The organism is Pseudomonas sp. RT4P38 (genome assembly GCF_054897765.1).
In genome coordinates, this window is the sequence record NZ_CM142703.1 from 1,842,788 (window position 1) to 1,861,571 (window position 18,784).

The 18,784-nt window shown below is 59.0% G+C and carries 15 protein-coding genes; 11 read left to right on the forward strand and 4 right to left on the reverse strand.

Annotated features, from left to right (window positions below):
- Positions 1–54: 54 nt before the first annotated feature.
- From ACYZT7_RS08550 to ACYZT7_RS08560, 3 genes are read left to right on the forward strand one after another with little or no spacing between them, the layout of a single operon-like run.
- Positions 55–807: a 5-oxoprolinase subunit PxpA gene (locus ACYZT7_RS08550; RefSeq protein ID WP_462040690.1), complete on the forward strand. Its 753-nt coding sequence runs from the start codon at positions 55–57 to the stop codon at positions 805–807.
- Entirely contained in the window at positions 804–1,508 is a 705-nt protein-coding gene (locus ACYZT7_RS08555; RefSeq protein WP_462040691.1) for a 5-oxoprolinase subunit B family protein, read from the forward strand. Before ACYZT7_RS08550 ends, ACYZT7_RS08555 begins: the two co-directional genes overlap by 4 nt.
- The gene (locus tag ACYZT7_RS08560) at positions 1,505–2,431 is read left to right on the forward strand and encodes a 5-oxoprolinase subunit C family protein (RefSeq protein ID WP_462040692.1); all 927 of its coding nucleotides are present in this window, start codon (positions 1,505–1,507) and stop codon (positions 2,429–2,431) included. The genes ACYZT7_RS08555 and ACYZT7_RS08560 overlap by 4 nt, the downstream gene beginning before the upstream one ends.
- Before the next feature lie 120 nt (positions 2,432–2,551).
- Here ACYZT7_RS08560 and ACYZT7_RS08565 read toward each other — a convergent pair whose 3' ends face one another.
- Both ACYZT7_RS08565 and ACYZT7_RS08570 read right to left on the reverse strand, forming a co-directional pair.
- On the reverse strand, positions 2,552–3,730 hold the full coding sequence (locus ACYZT7_RS08565) for a vWA domain-containing protein (protein ID WP_462040693.1): 1,179 nt from the start codon (positions 3,728–3,730) through the stop codon (positions 2,552–2,554).
- A gap of 33 nt (positions 3,731–3,763) precedes the next feature.
- The gene (locus ACYZT7_RS08570) at positions 3,764–4,609 is read right to left on the reverse strand and encodes an AAA family ATPase (RefSeq protein ID WP_010462104.1); all 846 of its coding nucleotides are present in this window, start codon (positions 4,607–4,609) and stop codon (positions 3,764–3,766) included.
- A 202-nt stretch (positions 4,610–4,811) separates the two neighbouring features.
- Between ACYZT7_RS08570 and ACYZT7_RS08575 the strand changes: the two genes are divergently transcribed.
- Positions 4,812–5,042 (forward strand): DUF4160 domain-containing protein, encoded by a 231-nt coding sequence (locus ACYZT7_RS08575; RefSeq protein WP_033047627.1) that lies wholly within the window; start codon positions 4,812–4,814, stop codon positions 5,040–5,042.
- On the forward strand, positions 5,030–5,533 hold the full coding sequence (locus ACYZT7_RS08580; protein ID WP_462040694.1) for a DUF2442 domain-containing protein: 504 nt from the start codon (positions 5,030–5,032) through the stop codon (positions 5,531–5,533). Before ACYZT7_RS08575 ends, ACYZT7_RS08580 begins: the two co-directional genes overlap by 13 nt.
- On the opposite strand, the gene ACYZT7_RS08585 is transcribed toward ACYZT7_RS08580, so the two are convergent.
- A complete protein-coding gene (locus tag ACYZT7_RS08585) occupies positions 5,530–6,606 on the reverse strand; it encodes a DUF748 domain-containing protein (RefSeq protein ID WP_462040695.1) in 1,077 nt (358 codons plus the stop codon). The two genes, ACYZT7_RS08580 and ACYZT7_RS08585, sit on opposite strands and share 4 nt — an antisense overlap.
- Positions 6,607–6,732: 126 nt before the next feature.
- Between ACYZT7_RS08585 and cysK the strand changes: the two genes are divergently transcribed.
- The 3 genes from cysK to ACYZT7_RS08600 all read left to right on the forward strand — a co-directional run bounded on the left by cysK (position 6,733) and on the right by ACYZT7_RS08600 (position 10,198).
- Positions 6,733–7,707 (forward strand): cysteine synthase A, encoded by a 975-nt coding sequence (cysK, locus tag ACYZT7_RS08590; protein WP_462040696.1) that lies wholly within the window; start codon positions 6,733–6,735, stop codon positions 7,705–7,707.
- Positions 7,708–7,926: 219 nt separating this feature from the next.
- Positions 7,927–8,865, forward strand: a complete 939-nt coding sequence (locus ACYZT7_RS08595) for an aspartyl/asparaginyl beta-hydroxylase domain-containing protein (protein WP_462040697.1) — start codon at positions 7,927–7,929, stop codon at positions 8,863–8,865.
- 469 nt (positions 8,866–9,334) lie between these two features.
- Positions 9,335–10,198 carry a DMT family transporter gene (locus ACYZT7_RS08600; RefSeq protein WP_462040698.1) on the forward strand — a complete coding sequence of 288 codons (864 nt, stop codon included), beginning with the start codon at positions 9,335–9,337 and terminating at the stop codon, positions 10,196–10,198.
- 101 nt (positions 10,199–10,299) lie between these two features.
- Here ACYZT7_RS08600 and ACYZT7_RS08605 read toward each other — a convergent pair whose 3' ends face one another.
- Positions 10,300–11,208 carry a DMT family transporter gene (locus tag ACYZT7_RS08605; RefSeq protein WP_462040699.1) on the reverse strand — a complete coding sequence of 303 codons (909 nt, stop codon included), beginning with the start codon at positions 11,206–11,208 and terminating at the stop codon, positions 10,300–10,302.
- Positions 11,209–11,338: 130 nt separating this feature from the next.
- On the opposite strand from ACYZT7_RS08605, the gene aceK reads away from it, so the two are divergent.
- From aceK to ACYZT7_RS08620, 3 genes are all read left to right on the forward strand, one after another.
- Entirely contained in the window at positions 11,339–13,057 is a 1,719-nt protein-coding gene (aceK, locus tag ACYZT7_RS08610; protein ID WP_462040700.1) for a bifunctional isocitrate dehydrogenase kinase/phosphatase, read from the forward strand.
- A 259-nt stretch (positions 13,058–13,316) separates the two neighbouring features.
- Positions 13,317–17,228: an ATP-dependent RNA helicase HrpA gene (gene hrpA, locus ACYZT7_RS08615; RefSeq protein WP_462040701.1), complete on the forward strand. Its 3,912-nt coding sequence runs from the start codon at positions 13,317–13,319 to the stop codon at positions 17,226–17,228.
- A gap of 342 nt (positions 17,229–17,570) precedes the next feature.
- A complete protein-coding gene (locus tag ACYZT7_RS08620) occupies positions 17,571–18,692 on the forward strand; it encodes a beta-ketoacyl-ACP synthase III (protein ID WP_462040702.1) in 1,122 nt (373 codons plus the stop codon).
- The last annotated feature ends 92 nt before the right edge of the window (positions 18,693–18,784 follow it).

The following is an 18,784-nucleotide window of genomic DNA, read 5'->3' on the forward strand; positions in this document are numbered from 1 at the left end:
TCTGCGGGCAAATGCCTACAGCTAAAAAGAATCAAACCTACAGGAGTGTTCACCGTGAACCGCCTGCTATTGAACTGCGACATCGGCGAGAGTTTCGGCAACTGGACCATGGGTCTGGACGCCGAAGTCATGCCCTTCATCGATTGCGCCAACATCGCCTGCGGCTTCCATGCCGGCGACCCGAGCATCATGCGCAAGACCGTCAGCCTCGCCCTGAGCAACGGCGTACAGATTGGCGCGCATCCGGCGTATCAGGATCTGGTCGGCTTCGGCCGCCGCTCCATGGCCTACACCGCGCAGGAACTTCAGGACATTTTGCACTACCAGATCGGCGCCCTCGACGGCATCTGCCGGGCTCAGGGCGGGCGGGTGAGTTACGTCAAACCCCACGGTGCGATGTACAACGACATGATGGCCAACCCGGCGCAATTGCGCGCCGTGCTTCAGGCTGTGGCGTCCTATGACCGCCAGTTGCCGCTGATGTTGATGGCCACTCGCGACAACCGCGCCGCACAGCAATTGGGCGATGAATACGGCGTAACCCTGTGGTTCGAAGCCTTTGCCGATCGCGCTTACGACAGCGCGGGAATGCTGGTTTCGCGGCAATTGCCGGGCGCGGTGCATCACGATCCCGAGACAATCATCGAACAGGCGCTGATCATTGCCCGTGGCGGCAACCTCACGGCCAGCGATGGCAGTGCCTTGCACTTGCAGGCAAACACCCTCTGCGTACACGGCGACAACGCCAGTTCAGTGGCCGCCGTGCGACGCATTCGCGAAGCACTTGTTGAGCAGAGTGCGCCATGAAACTTCGGGTGGAAGTGGTGGCGCTGGATTGCTTGATGGTCCGTCTGTTTGATGAGATCTGCGAGGCCAACATGCCGTGGATGCTCGCTGCCAGCGAAGGATTGCGTGCTGCGTTCGCCGGGCATCTGATCGATCTGGTGCCGTCCTATACGACGTTGATGGTGCATTACGATCTGACCGCGTTGAGTCCGGCCCAGGCTCGGGAACTGATCGCTGTGGCCTTGATCGATCTGTCGCCCAACGCCTGCACCCGCGGCAAATGTCATGTGTTGCCGGTCTGGTATGACGTGAGCGTTGGCCCGGAGTTGAGCCTGCTGTCCCAGCGCAGCGGATTGGCAGTGGAGGAAGTGATCCGCCGCCACAGCGAGCGCGAATATCAGGTGTTCGCCTTGGGGTTTGCGCCGGGTTTCGCCTTCATGGGGTTGGTGGAAGAAGCGCTGGCGGCGCCGCGTCTGAACACTCCACGTAAAAAGGTAGCCGCGGGCAGTGTCGGCATCGCCGAACGCCAAACGGCCGCTTACCCGGTGGTGTCCCCCGGTGGCTGGAATCTGATCGGTCGCACCCCGGCCAAATTGTTCGACCGCGAACGCGACGGCTACAGCCTGATGCAACCCGGCGACACGGTGCGCTTCGAAGCCGTCAGTCATGCCGAATTCATCAATCTGGGCGGTGACGACACGCCGTTGGAGGCGCAGGCATGAGTCGTTTATTAATAGAAGCGAGTACGCCGCTATGCCTGTTACAGGACGCCGGACGATTCGGCGTGCGGCATCTGGGCGTGACCCAGGGCGGTGCGGCGGATTGGCGATCGATGTCCTGGGCGAATTGGCTGCTGGGTAATGAGCTGGATGCACCGGTGATTGAAATCACCCTCGGCGGGTTCACTGTCGTTGCCGAAGAGGATTGCGTGCTGGCCTTGGCCGGGGCGGATCTGGGGGCGCAGGTGGATGGCGAGGCGTTGGCACCGTGGCGCAGTTTCAGGCTGAACAAAGGTCAGCAATTGCAATTCACACAGCCGCTGCTTGGCGCTCGGGCTTATTTGGCGGCGCCGGGCGGATTTGATGCGCCAAAGGTGTTGGGCAGCAGCGCAACGGTGGTCCGTGAGGAACTCGGCGGGCTGGATGGCATGGGCCGGGCGTTGGCCAAAGATGCGCAGTTGAGTTACTCGGGGTGCTCACTGCTCCTGCTGCGGGAGTTGGCGCGCGAACAGGTGCCGGATTTCAGACTCAACGCGCCGCTGGACCTGGTGCTCGGTGCACAGATTGGCGAGTTCAGTGGGCAGAGTTTGTTTGATGCGTTCAACAGCGTCTGGACCCTCGACAGCCGTGCCGACCGGATGGGCATCCGCTTGCTGGGAACGGCGTTGCAGTATCAGGGTAAGCCGATGATTTCCGAAGGCATCCCGCTGGGTGCGGTTCAGGTGCCGCCGGACGGGCAGCCGATTGTATTGCTCAATGATCGGCAGACCATTGGTGGTTATCCGCGATTGGGGGCGTTGACGCCGTTGGCATTGGCACGGCTGGCGCAGTGTCTGCCGGGGACGCAGGTACGATTGAAACCGGTGGTGCAGGATGTCGCGCATCGGGAGCAGGTCGAATATCTTCAGCGATTCGTCAGCCGCTAAAAGCATCGCGAGCAAGCTCGCTCCCACAGTTTGATCTCTGGCGAACACATTCCTTGTGTACGACCAAATCCATTGTGGGAGCGAGCTTGCTCGCGATAGCGTCAGACCGGAAACCGAAGATTATTTGGAAAGAAACCGCATCCCTTCTTCAAGCCCCCGCAACGTCAGCGGGTACATCTGGTCGTTAATCAAGTCCCGCACGATATTGGTCGAAGACGTATAGCTCCACGTATCTTTCGGATATGGATTGATCCAGATGACCTTCTTGTACTTCTCCATGAACCGCTGCATCCACACATAACCCGCTTCTTCATTCCAGTGCTCGACGCTGCCGCCCGCCTGGGTGATTTCATACGGCGCCATGGCGGCGTCGCCGATGAAGATCACTTTGTAGTCCGCGCCATACTTGTGCAGCAGGTCCTGGGTCGAGGTGCGCTCGGAGGTACGGCGCATATTGTTCTTCCACACCGATTCATAAACGAAGTTGTGGAAGTAGAAGTACTCCAGGTGCTTGAACTCGGTCTTGCAGGCTGAAAACAGCTCCTCGCAGATCTTTACGTGGGCGTCCATCGAGCCGCCGATGTCGAACAGCAGCAACAGCTTGACGGTGTTGCGCCGCTCCGGACGCATCTGGATGTTCAGCAGACCGGCATCACGCGCGGTGTGGTCGATGGTGCCATCGATGTCCAGTTCTTCCGCCGCGCCCTGACGCGCAAATTTGCGCAACCGGCGCAAGGCGACCTTGATGTTGCGCGTGCCCAACTCCACCGAATCGTCGAGGTTCTTGTACTCGCGCTGATCCCAGACCTTGACCGCTTTGCCCTGGCGCTTGCCTGCATCGCCGACCCGAATACCTTCCGGGTTGAAACCACCGGAGCCAAACGGGCTGGTGCCGCCCGTGCCGATCCACTTGTTACCGCCGGCATGGCGTTCTTTCTGTTCTTCGAGGCGCTTCTTGAACTCTTCGATCAGCTTGTCCAGGCCTCCAAGGGACTGGATTGCTGCGCGCTCTTCCTCGGTCAGGGATCGCTCGAACTCCTTGCGCAGCCAGTCTTCCGGGATCAATGCCTGAAGGTGATCGTCGAGTTTTTCCAAGCCATTGAAGTAAGCACCGAACGCCCGGTCGAACTTGTCGAAATGCTTTTCGTCCTTCACCAGAATCGCCCGGGACAAATAATAAAACTCGTCCATGTCGGCGAAGGTCACGCGCTGTTTCAGCGCGTTGATCAGGTCCAGCAGCTCCCGTACCGAGACCGGCACTTTGGCTGCGCGCATTTCATTGAACAGGTTAAGCAGCATGGCTATCGCCCTCTATCTTGTTAAACAGAGAGATCAGCGAGTGCCGCGACGGCTCATGAACGCCAGACGCTCAAGTAACTGCACGTCCTGTTCGTTCTTTACCAGGGCGCCTGCCAGCGGCGGAATGGCCTTGGTCGGATCGCGTTCGCGCAGTACCGCTTCGCCGATGTTGTCGGCCATCAGCAGCTTCAGCCAGTCCACCAGTTCGGAAGTCGACGGTTTCTTTTTCAAACCCGGCACCTTGCGAACGTCGAAGAACACGTCCAGCGCTTCGCTGACCAGGTCCTTCTTGATGTTTGGGTAATGCACATCGACGATCTTCTGCAGGGTGACGCGATCGGGGAAAGCGATGTAGTGGAAAAAGCAGCGGCGCAGGAAGGCGTCCGGCAGCTCTTTCTCGTTGTTGGAGGTAATGATGATGATCGGACGCTTCTTGGCCTTGATGGTCTCGTCGATCTCGTAAACGTAGAACTCCATCTTGTCGAGTTCTTGCAGCAAGTCGTTCGGGAACTCGATGTCGGCCTTGTCAATTTCGTCGATCAGCAGAATCACCCGCTCTTCGGACTCGAAGGCTTCCCACAGCTTGCCCTTTTTCAGGTAGTTGCGAACGTCGTGGACCTTTTCGGTGCCCAACTGCGAGTCGCGCAGACGGCTGACCGCGTCGTACTCGTAAAGGCCTTGATGCGCCTTGGTGGTGGATTTGATGTGCCAAGTGATCAGTTTGGCGCCGAAGGACTCGGCCAGTTGCTCGGCGAGCATGGTCTTGCCGGTGCCCGGTTCGCCCTTGACCAGCAGCGGACGCTCCAGGGTGATGGCGGCGTTGACCGCCAGCTTCAGGTCATCGGTGGCGACGTAGGCCTGGGTGCCTTCGAACTTCATCTGCTAATCCTCGAACGGTAACGCCGACCTGAACGAGGCAGGGCGGGGCGCAATAATTGTAGTACCCGACTATAACGCGGTGCCCGGTCGACTGTGAACGCAGACGGCTTATTCAGTCTCTGAATGGGGCGTCACATCTTGACTCAGGCTCGGCCGCTAGCCAGTATTGAGCTATCGCCATTTTGGCGATAGCTTGCGAGGCATGTCTACTAAATACCGATTTCGCGATACGTACCGCATTCAGTTGCGCGAGAAGGATCATCCGCCGCCCCATGTCCACCTGACTGGTGGCGGGCTGGACGTCATGCTCAGCCTGGAAACCGTCGAAGTGATGGTGGGCAAGGCGCCGCCGCTGATTATCAAGGAAGCGCTGGAGTGGGTCAGGGCCCATCAGGTGCAATTGCTGGAGGATTGGAAACGATGTTACCCATGAAACGACCACGGCTGTCGGCCGTGCAGGCGTTGCCGGATCACCAACTGGCGCTGACCTTTATCGACGGTCAGCAACTGAACCTCGATTTGAGTCGAGACCTGCGCGGCTATCCAGGGTTGCAACCATTGCTGGAGGCTGGCGCTTTCGACGGTGCAACCCTGGGCGATGATGGCTGGAGCGTTGAATGGCCTGAACTGGACATCCAGATCGGCGCAGACACCCTTTATCTGGATGCTCTCGCACAAAATGCGTTGGACGAAAACACCCGGATCTTCATCGACTGGCGCGCTCGCACCGGGTTGCCGCTCAATCAGGCGGCCAAAGCGTTGGGGGTTAGTGCCCGCAGCATCACGCGTTACAGCAGTGGTCGTGAAGCCGTACCGCGATCGCTGGCACTGGCCTGCCTGGGCTGGGACTTCTTGCAGCTGCAATCGAACCCGGCACGGGCGGCGGAAGAAACCGGTCGTTACACCGTCATGCGTAAGTCTTAACCGGCGTCCGGCTTGGGCCGTTCGTATTGGGCATTGAAGGCCTGGATGAAGCCGTTGCGTAAAATCTGCAAAAAAGCCTCGAATGCGCTGATATCTCGGCGATGCACATTGCCGCTCAGTTCCACGCGAGTCGCAAACTGGTTCTTGCCCTGGTTTTTCAGCACCGTTTCGGAGCCGCCGACGATGGCCTCCCAAATGGAGCGGAAAATCCCTTTGTCCTTGTTCTCGACGTCCTGCTGCCAATTGAACACGTCGACGTCCTTTAGCAGCGGTTTGATGTAACCCGTTAATCGAGCTTTTTTAGCCTGCGCTTCAATGACCACATCACCGTGACCTGCATTAAAGTCGAACTTGCCATAGGCGGAGGCGAAGTCGTTCATGCGTTTGAGCTCGATGTCTTTGACCCGCAGGCGGAACTCGAAATCTTCAAAGTTGCTTAAAGGGTCGAAGGTGGCGGTGGTTTCCAGTGGCGCGTGCCCGAGCAGCAGCGCCTTGCCTTCGAAGCGAGCGTCACGTTTGCCTTTGGTGTCGACCACGTTGGTCAGGTTGTAAAAGCTGGCGTTGACCTGAGTGGCGTTCATGTTCACGGGGGGCTTGGAATTGAAATTGCGGAAAGTGATTTTGCCATCGTTGATCCGCACTTCGTTCAAGGTGATCGGCGCCAGTTTACTCAACTGCGCACGCCAGTCGGTGCCCTGACCGGTTTGAGAGTTTTTCTTGTTGGCGCCGCCGTCGACGAAGTTTACCTCGGGGTTGAAGAACTGCACCTCGGCCACGACGGCGTGGTCGGACCAGAGCGAGTGCCAACTGACGGAAAGGTCGATCAGCGGCGCGTTGACGAAAGGCACCGGGACCTTGCCGTCGACCTTGACGATTTTCAGCCCGTTGATTTTGTAGGCGCCGCGCCACAGGGCCAGGTCCACATCGGTGATCTGGCCCCGGTAATCGCCCATGTCCGCCAGCTTGTCGTTCAGGTAGTCACGCACCATATAGGGCAGGGCGATATGCAGGGCAATCAGCAGCACAACAAGGCCGGCGAGGGTCCACAGCGGCCAACTGTATCTCCGTTTCATGATGGCAAATCTCTGGCGATGTAAAACCATTGACTGCGGCGGTTACAGGACGTTCGACTGACTGGACGACCACGGGCAACAGGCATACCTTGGAGAGCTTATTCAACGCTGTACAAGGACCCAGCCATGAGCCGTATCTACGCTGACAACGCCCATTCCATCGGTAATACACCGCTGGTGCAGATCAACCGTATCGCCCCGCGCGGCGTGACCATCCTGGCGAAGATCGAAGGGCGTAACCCCGGTTACTCGGTCAAATGCCGGATCGGTGCAAGCATGATCTGGGACGCCGAAAGCACCGGCAAACTCAAGTCTGGCATGACCATCGTCGAACCGACCTCAGGCAATACCGGTATCGGCCTGGCGTTCGTCGCTGCTGCTCGCGGTTACAAGCTGATGCTGACCATGCCGGCGTCCATGAGTATCGAGCGACGAAAAGTGCTCAAGGCACTGGGGGCCGAACTGGTACTGACCGAACCGGCCAAGGGCATGAAAGGAGCAATCGAGAAGGCTGCTGAAATTGTCGCCAGCGACCCCACTGCCTACTTCATGCCGTCGCAGTTTGAAAACCCGGCCAACCCGGCCATTCACGAAAAAACGACCGGTCCGGAAATCTGGAACGACACCGACGGTGCAGTCGACGTACTGGTGGCAGGCGTCGGAACGGGTGGAACCATTACCGGGGTTTCGCGTTATATCAAGAATACCCAGGGCAAACCGATTATTTCGGTGGCGGTGGAGCCAGCGGTGTCGCCAGTCATCACCCAGGCAATGGCCGGTGAAGAAATCAAGCCGAGCCCTCACAAGATCCAGGGTATTGGTGCCGGTTTTGTGCCGAAGAATCTTGATCTGTCGATGGTCGATCGGGTTGAGTTGGTCAGCGATGAAGAATCCAAGGCCATGGCCCTGCGCCTGATGCAGGAAGAAGGGATTTTGAGCGGCATTTCCTGCGGCGCCGCCATGGCTGTGGCCGTTCGTCTGGCGGAAACCCCGGAAATGCAGGGCAAGACCATCGTGGTGATCTTGCCGGACTCCGGCGAGCGATACCTGTCGAGCATGCTGTTCAGTGATCTGTTTACCGAACAGGAGAATCAGCAATAACACTGCAAAAGGCTTGGATTGTTTGAGCGAATGGCGAGGGTTGATTCAGGTCAGCCCCTGTTCAGGCACCTTATGTCAAGAAGTGCTTTATTGCGCGATCCTTAATACTGAATGTTGAGAGAGTCGGGTTGTTCCCGAGGCCGGTAATGTTGATTATGGCCGGCTGCCACGTCGGGTAAATGGCGTTGAGCAGAGTTGTCTACTATCAAGGAGTTGTTGATGACCTTTTCCCTTGCCGCGAAGGCGTCGCTGTTGCTGCTGTTCCTCGGCAGCACTCTCTATGTGCATTTACGCGGCAAGGCGCGTTTGCCGGTCCTGCGTCAGTTCGTCAACCATTCGGCTTTGTTCGCGCCCTATAACGCCTTGATGTACCTGTTCTCCAGCGTGCCATCCAAACCCTATCTGGACCGCAGCAAGTTCCCGGAGCTGGACGTTCTCAAGGACAACTGGGAAGTCATCCGCGACGAAGCGATGCACCTGATCGACGAGGGTTACATCCGCGCCGCCGAAAGGAACAACGACGCCGGATTTGGCTCGTTTTTCAAAAAAGGCTGGAAGCGCTTCTACCTCAAGTGGTACGAGAAACCACTGCCATCGGCCGAAGCCCTGTGCCCGAAAACCGTGGCACTGGTCAGCAGCATTCCCAACGTCAAAGGTGCCATGTTCGCGTTATTGCCCGGTGGCAGTCACCTCAACCCGCACCGTGATCCGTTTGCCGGTTCCCTGCGTTATCACCTGGGGTTGTCGACACCGAATTCCGACGATTGCCGGATCTTCGTCGACGGTCAGGTCTACGCCTGGCGTGATGGCGATGACGTGATGTTCGACGAAACCTACGTGCATTGGGTCAAGAACGAAACCGACAAGACTCGGGTCATCCTGTTCTGCGACATTGAACGACCGCTGAGCAATCGCCTCATGACCCGCATCAATCGCTGGATCAGTGGCTTTTTGGGGCGCGCCACTGCGCCGCAGAATCTTGATGATGAACGTGTTGGCGGAGTTAACCAGTTTTACGCCTGGAGCAAGAACTCCAGCGACAAGTTCAGCGGTGTGATCAAACAGTGGAAACGTCGTAATCCCAAGGCCTACCGGGTGCTGCGGCCGGTGTTGGCGGTGGTGGTATTGACGTTGTTGGGGTATTGGTTGTTTGGTTGATACCGATTCCTGAATGAAAAAAACGCTCCTTGGGAGCGTTTTTTTTATGCACCGGTTCGCCACTGGGATTGGTGTAAGACTCTTGCTTATTGGTTCTTCCAGCTTAGTCATTGCAATCCATCTCACACGCTGGTTATAGTCGGCGCTCGATGTTTTCCAACCCACCTTTCTACCCTTCAAAAAAGATCAGCCCATGCCAGCTTCCCTCATCAACGCGGTAGTCGATTCAGCGGTCCACGCTGGCGTCGTGCCGTGCGGGAATCAGCAGCCTGCGCAGATCAGTCATTACCCCCCACCTGTCAGTAGCTCGCCGGTGTGCGCAGTCGTATCACCGCCAAGCGTTGGCTTTTCGGGCTGATCAGCTTTTTTCTGCTGTTCCCACGCCCGTCTGAAAAAGCGCCCGCTTGAAAAAACTACTGAATTTCAGCTTCGGCTGAGTTGGCTTTTTGCCTGACTACAGGTGGTATTCATGTTTGTCCTTTCGAAACAATCCGCGCTCGCGGCGGCGTCCACGAGCCTGTTCGTACTGCTGTGGAGCAGTGGGGCGATCTTCTCCAAATGGGGCCTGGCCCACGCGTCACCTTTCGCCTTTTTGATGTTCCGTTTCGCCATCGCGCTGTGCGGTCTGGTGCTACTGGTGCCGTTGCTCAAGCTCAAACTGCCCAAGGGCGGCAAGCCGATGGTGTATGCGATGGCCACGGGCGTGGTGTTGCTGGGGGCTTATCAGATTTTCTATCTGCTGGCCCTGGACCTGAAAGTCACGCCGGGGGTCATGGCGACGATCATGGGCGTGCAGCCGATTCTCACTGTGGTGTTGATGGAGCGGCAGCGTTCCTGGAGCCGGATGTTCGGCCTGGCACTGGGGCTGGCGGGGTTGATCATGGTGGTCTATCAGGGCATCGGTCTGGCCGGCATGTCGTTGACCGGCATGCTCTTCGGATTGCTGGCGCTGGCGAGCATGACGTTCGGTTCGATCATGCAGAAGCGCATCACGGACAATCCCCTCGGCACACTGCCAGTGCAATACCTGGCGGGACTGTTGCTCTGCGGGATCTTTGTGCCATTCCAACCCTTTCAGTTCGAACACGGCACCGGTTTCATCGTGCCGGTGTTGTGGATGGGATTGGTCGTGTCGGTGCTGGCGACCTTGCTGCTGTATCGCTTGATCGCCCGGGGCAACCTGGTCAATGTCACCAGCCTGTTTTACCTGGTGCCAGCGGTGACGGCGGTCATGGACTACCTGATTTTCGGCAACCGGCTGGCGGCATTGAGCATGCTCGGCATGCTGCTGATCATCGTCGGTCTGGTGTTCGTTTTCCGTCAATCAGCCTGAACTGAGCCGACGCCATCGCGAGCAGGCTCGCTCCCACAGGTTATATGCGATCCCTGTGGGAGCGAGCCTGCTCGCGATGGCAATTTCAATAACGGCACAAATTAACGGGCAACCACTTCACCCTTCTTCACCACCGCCGACTTCAACACCAACCACAACGCCGCCGCAATCAGCACCCCGCCATAAATGTGCGCCATCGACAGCGGCTCATCCAGCAACAACGCCCCCCACAACACTCCGAACGGCGGGATCATGAAGGTCACGGTCATCGACTTCACCGGGCCAACCGAGCTGAGCAAACGGAAGTAAATAATGTAGGCAAACGCGGTGCACACCAGCCCCAATCCGAGCAATGACAACCAGACACTCCAGCCGCCCCAGCTCGCTGGTGGCTGGCTGATCACGCTGTAACCAAACAGTGGCAACAGAAACAACGTCGCGCCCAGCATGCTGCCCAACGCCGACAGTCGGCTGTCGAGACCACCAGCCTGATCAAGCCAGCGGCGCGCGAGGAACCCGGCGAAACCGTAGCAGGTCGTGGCGAGCAGGCAGGCAAGGGCGCCCATCAACAGTTCCATGTCGAACGCCACCGGACCCGCACGCGTCAGGACTCCAACGCCCAACAGCCCGAGAAACACCCCGCCAAGCTTGGCGGCGGTGAGCCTTTCATGGAAGAACAGACCACCGATCAGCACGCCCATCAGTGGCGTGGTGGCGTTGAAGATGGCCGAGTAACCGGCCGGCAGCACTTGCGCGGCGACCGAATACAGGGTCGCCGGAATCCCGGAGTTGATCACTCCGAGCAGCATCACGGTTTTGAGTTTTCCTTTGAAATCCCAGCTGATGCGCATCAGCCCGAGAATCACCAACAGGCCGACCGCGGCGATCGACACGCGGAAAAAGGCAGTGGGGATTGTGCCAATCACCGGGGCGATGATGCGCATGAACAGAAAACTCGCGCCCCAAATGGCGGCAAGCGACAGCAAACGCAGAGTATCGACGGGGTTCACAGCACGTTCCTTCCTTGATTGGCGCGTAAGTGTCGCGCCAGTCAGGACGCAAGGCAATGGTTGCGTTGCGTAACAAAGGGCCACTAAGCTCAGGCCCCAACGATAAGATTCAGCCGCCGAGGTTTTACCTATGCCGCAGCAATGGCCCGCCGCCGACATCGCCCGAATGATCCTCGAAGGCTTTGATAATTATCGCGAGCATTTCCGCCAGATCACCGACGGCGCCCGAGCCCGCTTCGAGCAGGCCAAGTGGCAGGAGACGCAATCGGCGTCGGCGGCGCGGATCAATCTGTACGAAGAAAAAGTCGGCGAAACAGTGGAACGGCTGCGCATCGCTTTCGATGCCGACACACTGGATGTCAGTTGCTGGCCGCTGGTCAAAAGCGCTTACATCACCTTGATCGACCTGCGCTTCGACGATGAACTTTCGGAGACCTGGTACAACTCGATCTTCTGCGGGCTGTTCAGCCACGACCTGATCAGCGACGGCTGCATGTTCATTCACACCACCCGGCCGAGCCTGCGCCGGGCCCGCGCCGCACAAACCCGCACGTACAAGCCTCAGGGCCAGTTGTCCGGCATGTTGGCGAGCATTTTTGCCGATTACCGCTTCAGCGAAGATTACGCCAACCTGGCGGGCGACCTGAGTCGTCTTGAAGGGCAATTGCGCGAGAACCTGCCGGACTGGGTGTGCAAGGACCCGGAGTTGAGCGTCGAACTTTTTTCCTCGGTGCTTTACCGCAACAAGGGTGCGTACCTGGTGGGGCGCATCTACACCCAGGACGAACAATGGCCGCTGGTAATTCCGCTGCTGCACCGCGAAGGCCGCGGGATTCAGATCGATGCGCTGATCACCGATGAAGCGGACGTGTCGATCATCTTCTCGTTCACCCGTTCGTATTTCATGGTCGACGTGCCGGTACCGGCGGAGTTCATCGGTTTCCTCAAACGCATTCTGCCGGGCAAGCACATTGCCGAGTTGTACACCTCGATCGGTTTCTACAAGCACGGCAAGTCCGAGTTCTACCGGGCGCTGATCAATCACCTGGCCAACACCGACGACCAGTTCATCATGGCCCCGGGCGTGCGTGGCATGGTGATGAGCGTGTTTACGCTGCCGGGCTTCAACACCGTATTCAAAATCATCAAGGATCGCTTCTCGCCGTCGAAGAACGTCGACCGCGCCACGGTGATCGAGAAGTACCGTCTGGTGAAGAGCGTCGACCGGGTCGGGCGCCTGGCCGACACCCAGGAATTCGCCGACTTCCGCTTCCCGTTGAGCAAGTTCGACCCGGCCTGTCTGGAGGAATTGCTCGAAGTGGCAGCGACCACCGTGTCGGTAGAGGACGACACCGTGCTGATCCGCCACTGCTGGACCGAACGGCGGATGACGCCGTTGAACCTGTATCTGGAGAACGCCAACGACGCTCAGGTCCGCGAGGCGCTGGAAGATTACGGTCTGGCGATCAAGCAACTGGCGGCGGCGAACATCTTTCCGGGCGACATGCTGCTGAAGAACTTTGGCGTCACTCGTCATGGGCGGGTGGTGTTTTATGACTATGACGAGATCTGCTTCCTGACTGAAGCCAACTTCCGTCACATCCCGCTACCGCGTACGCCGGAAGATGAGATGGCGTCGGAGCCTTGGTATTCGATTGGACCGCTGGATGTGTTTCCTGAAGAGTTTCCGCCGTTTTTGTTTGCCGATTCCGGGCAGCGCAAGTTGTTTGATCAGTTGCATGGTGAGTTGTACAACGCTGATTACTGGAAAAGCCTGCAAGAGGCGATTCGGGCCGGGAAGGTGATTGATGTGTTTCCGTATCGGCGCAAAGGCCTGGATAACGAGTAACGGCTGAAAACCACCCCTCACCCCAGCCCTCTCCCCAGAGGGGAGAGGGGGAAAGGGAGCAGATAATCGTGCTTTTCAGATTCTGAGTTCGACTCGATATTTCAGGTCGATGTACCTCGATAAAACACCTCGGTCAGTCCCCTCGCCCTCCGGGAGAGGGCTAGGGTGAGGGGATTGGGGCCCCAACTGACACGCCAAACACCCCGCAAATCTGCGACAATCCGCCCCCTGCGCCACTAGACGACTTATTGCGTACCTGATGACTGACGAATCGCCCTCCATCGACAAACTGCTGAAAAACCTCGATCACGCCATGCTCGCCGACCGCCACCGGCTGCGGCGGCAGTTGCTTGAGCTGCGCAAAAAACCTGACGAAGCCAAGCTGGCCCAGTGGGTGACGCGCACGCAGGCGTCCTGTGATCAGGTGTTGGCGCGGCGGGCCAGCCTGCCGGTGATTCGTTACGACGACAGTTTGCCGATCGCTGCCAAGCGCGACGAGATCAAAGCAGCGCTGCTCAAGCATCAGGTGCTGATCATTGCCGGTGAAACCGGTTCGGGTAAAACCACCCAGTTGCCGAAGATCTGCCTGGAAATCGGTCGCGGTCAGCATGGCCTGATCGGCCACACCCAGCCGCGTCGAATCGCCGCCCGCAGCGTGGCGAGCCGGGTCGCCGAAGAACTGGCGACGCCGTTGGGTGCGTTGGTTGGTTATCAGGTGCGGTTCGAAGATCAGAGCGACTCCAACACCCTGATCAAACTGATGACCGACGGCATCCTGCTGGCGGAAACCCAGAACGACCGCTACCTCGAACGCTACGATACGATCATCGTCGACGAAGCCCACGAGCGCAGCCTCAACATCGACTTTCTGCTGGGTTACCTGAAAACCCTGCTGCCGCGTCGTCCGGACCTGAAAGTCATCATCACCTCGGCGACCATCGACCTGGAGCGCTTCTCCAAGCACTTCGACGATGCGCCGATTGTCGAAGTCTCCGGCCGCACCTTCCCGGTGGATACCTGGTATCGCCCGCTGACCCTGGAGCAGGACGAAGAGGGTAACCGCGTCGAGGATGACTTGACGGTGGATCAGGCCATTCTCGCCACCCTCGACGAAATCGCCGCGTTCGAGCGCAGCGAGCGCAAGAGCCCCGGCGATGTGCTGGTGTTCCTGCCCGGCGAGCGCGAAATTCGCGACGCTGCGGACATGTTGCGCAAGGCCCAACTCAAGCACACTGAGATTCTGCCGTTGTACGCACGATTGTCGCCGGCCGAACAGCAGCGGATTTTCCAGTCGCACCCAGGCCGTCGCGTGGTCCTGGCGACCAACGTCGCGGAAACCTCGCTGACGGTGCCGGGCATTCGTTACGTGATCGACAGCGGCACCGCGCGCATCAGCCGCTACAGCTACCGCGCCAAGGTTCAGCGTCTGCCCATCGAAGCGATTTCCCAGGCCAGCGCCAACCAGCGTAAAGGTCGCTGCGGGCGGGTCGAACCGGGCATTTGCATCCGCCTCTATGGCGAGGAAGATTTCATCGGTCGCCCGGAGTTTACCGACCCGGAAATTCTGCGGACCAACCTCGCAGCAGTGATTTTGCAGATGCTGCATCTGCGCCTCGGCGAGATCACCGATTTCCCGTTTATTGAGCCGCCGGATGGCAAGGCCATCAGCGACGGTTTCAACCTGCTGCAAGAACTCTCGGCGGTCGACCGCAACAGCCAGCTGACGCCACTCGGTCGCCAGTTGGCGCGCTTGCCGGTGGACCCGCGGATGGGCCGCATGCTGCTGGAAGCGGCGAAACTCGGCAGCTTGCAGGAAGTGCTGATCGTCGCCAGCGCCATGTCGATTCAAGACCCGCGCGAACGTCCGCCGGAGCGTCAGCAAGCGGCCGATCAGGCGCACGCTCAGTGGAAAGACGTGGACTCGGACTTCGCCGGCCTGGTCAATTTGTGGCGTGGTTTCGAAGAACAGCGCCAGGCTTTGACCGCCAGCCCGCTGCGCAATTGGTGCCGCAAGAACTTCCTGAATTACCTGCGTCTGCGCGAATGGCGCGACTCTCACCGCCAGTTGAGCCTGATCTGCCGCGACATGCAGTTGAGCCTCAATAAAGAGCCGGCGGATTACCCGAAACTGCACAAAGCCGTGCTCTCGGGGCTGCTCAGCCAGATCGGTCAGAAAACCGAAGACGGCGACTACCTCGGCGCCCGTCAGCGGCGCTTCTGGATTCACCCGTCATCGGGCCTCGGCAAGAAGCGTCCGCAATGGCTGATGGCCGCCGAACTGGTGGAAACCACCAAGCTCTACGCGCGCATGGTCGCCAAGATCGACGCCGACTGGATTGAGCCCTTGGCCGGGCACCTGATCAAGAAAAACCACTTCGAACCCCATTGGGAGAAGAAGCGCGGTCAGGTTGTGGCCTTCGAGCAAATTACCCTGTTCGGGCTGATCGTAGTCGGTCGCCGGCCGGTGCATTACGGGCCGATCGACCCTGTAGTGTCTCGTGAGTTTTTCATTCGCGAAGGCCTGGTGCGCGGAGAGATTCAGTCCAAGGCCAAGTGCCTGACGGCCAATGCGCAGCTGCTGGAGCAGCTCGACGAACTGGAGGCAAAAGCCCGTCGTCGCGACATTCTGGCGGACGAAGAAACCCTGTTTGCTTTCTACGATGCGCGATTGCCGGCGGAGATCCACCAGACCGCCACATTCGACAGCTGGTATCGGGTCAACAGCCAGAAAGACCCGCAGCTGCTGATCATGCGCGAAGAAGACGTGCTGGCTCGCGAGGCCAGTGAAGTCACCGCGCTGCATTACCCGGACACCTTGCACATCGGCGATCTGGAATTGGCGCTCAGTTACCACTTCGAACCGAACCACCCGCGTGACGGCGTGACCCTGCGCGTGCCGGCACCGCTGTTGCCGATGCTGCCACCGGAACGCCTGGAATGGCTGGTGCCGGGCGTCATTGAGGCCAAGTGCATCGCGCTGGTGCGCAACCTGCCCAAAGCCCTGCGCAAGAACTTCGTGCCGGTGCCGGACTTCGTCAAAGCCGCGTTGCAGCGCATGACCTTCGCCGAGGGCTCGTTGCCGCAGGCGTTAGGCCGTGAACTGTTGCGCATGACCGGTGCGCGGGTCAGCGATGAAGCCTGGGCCGAAGCGGCGCAGCAGGTCGACAGTCATTTGCGGATGAACCTGGAAATCGTCGACGGCCAGGGCAAGTTTCTCGGTGAGGGGCGTGATCTGGCGGAACTGACCGCACGTTTTGCCGAGGCCAGTCAGGCCGCGTTGGCCGTGCCACAAACCGCGAAAAACCAGCAACCGGTCGAGCCGAAAGTCTTCGCCGCCGTCGCCGAGAAAACCCAGCAAAAGATCGCCGGGCTGTCGATGACGGTCTATCCGGCGCTGGTGGAAGAGAGCGGCACAGTCAAGGAAGGGCGATTCTCGACCCCGGCCGAGGCCGAGTTCCAGCATCGCCGCGCGTTGCAGCGCTTGCTGATGCAGCAACTGGCCGAGCCGGCGAAGTTCCTGCGCGGCAAGTTGCCGGGGCTGACCGAACTGGGTTTGATGTACCGCGAATTGGGGCGTATCGATGCCTTGGTGGAAGACATTCTGCTGGCGAGTCTCGACAGCTGCATTCTCGACGGTGAAGACCCGCTGCCGCGTGATGGCGCCGGGTTGGCGTCACTGGCCGAACGCAAGCGCGGCGGCTGGACCGAGCACGCCGAACGGCTGGCGAAGCTGACGCTGGAGATTCTCAAGCTCTGGCATGGCCTGCAAAAACGCTTCAAGGGCAAGATCGACCTGGCGCAAGCCGTGGCCCTGAACGATATCAAGCAGCAGCTCAGTCATCTGGTGTATCCGGGCTTTGTACGGGAAACCCCGATGCAGTGGCTCAAGGAACTGCCGCGCTATCTGAAAGCGGTCGAGCAGCGCTTCGAGAAAATCGGCGCTCAGGTTCAGAGGGATCGGGTCTGGAGCGGCGAATTGTCTGGTCTGTGGACGCAATACCAGACCCGCGCCAACAAACACGCCCAGGAAGGCAAACGCGATCCGCAGTTGGAACTCTATCGCTGGTGGCTTGAGGAATACCGGGTTTCCCTGTTCGCCCAACAATTGGGGACCAAGGTGCCGATCTCCGACAAGCGCCTGAACAAGCAATGGACCCAGGTCGAACCGTAATCCCGAGGCTTGTGCAATACCTGTGGGAGCGAGCTTGCTCGCGATGGCGGCCTGACATGCAACATAGACGTTGAATGTGATGGCCCCATCGCGAGCAAGCTCGCTCCCACAGGTTTTTGTATTGCCTGTAGGGGAGAGTCATCCAGCAAATAGGGCCAAAACCCAATGTTTATGGCAAACTTCGCGCCTATAAACACCGGCCCCGCGGTTTTGAGCCTTCACAGGTCTGGGCGGATCGGAATAAAGCGATGCCAGGTTTGCTCCCCCTGACGGGAATAGACTCTTTGTGTGTTGGTACGTCGGTGCCAACACTTTCTGCCTGAACAGATTAGAGAAACGACCATGCATAACGTCGTCATCAGCGGCACCGGCCTGTACACCCCGGCCAACAGCATCTCCAACGAAGAGCTGGTGCAGTCTTTCAACGCTTACGTCGCGCAATTCAACGCCGACAATGCCGACGCCATCGCGCGCGGCGAAATCGAAGCGTTGACCGAGTCCAGCGCGGCGTTTATCGAAAAGGCGTCTGGCATCAAAAGCCGTTTTGTCATGGACAAGGACGGCATCCTCGACCCGCAACGCATGGCGCCACGCCTGCCGGAACGCTCGAATGACGAGTGGTCGGTGCTTTGCCAAATGGCCATCGGCGCCGCCGAGCAAGCCTTGCAGCGTGCCGGCAAGACCGCCGCGGACATCGACGGCGTGATCGTCGCCTGCTCCAACCTGCAACGTGCCTACCCGGCCATCGCCATCGAAGTCCAGGAAGCCCTGGGCATCCGGGGTTTCGGTTACGACATGAACGTCGCCTGCTCCTCGGCGACCTTCGGCATTCAGGCTGCGACCAACAGCGTGCAATTGGGCCAGGCCCGGGCGATTTTGATGGTCAACCCGGAAGTCTGCACCGGTCACCTGAACTTCCGCGACCGTGACAGCCACTTCATCTTCGGCGACGCCGCGACTGCGGTGATCATCGAGCGTGCTGACCTGGCAACGTCCAAGTACCAGTTTGATATCGTCAGCACCAAGCTGCTGACCAAGTTCTCCAATAACATCCGCAACAACTTCGGCTTCCTCAACCGCGCGGCGGAAGAGGGCATCGGGAACAAGGACAAACTGTTCGTGCAGGAAGGCCGCAAGGTGTTCCGCGATGTCTGCCCGATGGTCGCCGAGCTGATCGCAACGCACCTGGAAGAGAACGCGCTCAACATCAGCGACGTGAAACGCTTCTGGCTGCATCAGGCCAACCTCAGCATGAACCACCTGATCGTCAAGAAACTGCTGGGCCGTGAAGCCACTGAAGAAGAAGCTCCGGTGATTCTCGACACCTACGCCAACACCAGCTCCGCCGGTTCCGTGATTGCGTTTCACAAATATCAGGACGATCTGGCCGCCGGATCGCTGGCCGTGCTCAGCTCGTTCGGCGCCGGTTACTCGATTGGTAGCGTGATTCTGCGCAAGCGTTGAGTTCGCCTTAAAAGATCGCAGCCTGCGGCAGCTCCTACACGGGATTGGATTTCAACGCGATATCGCGGTTGGAATACGGTCGGTGTAGGAGC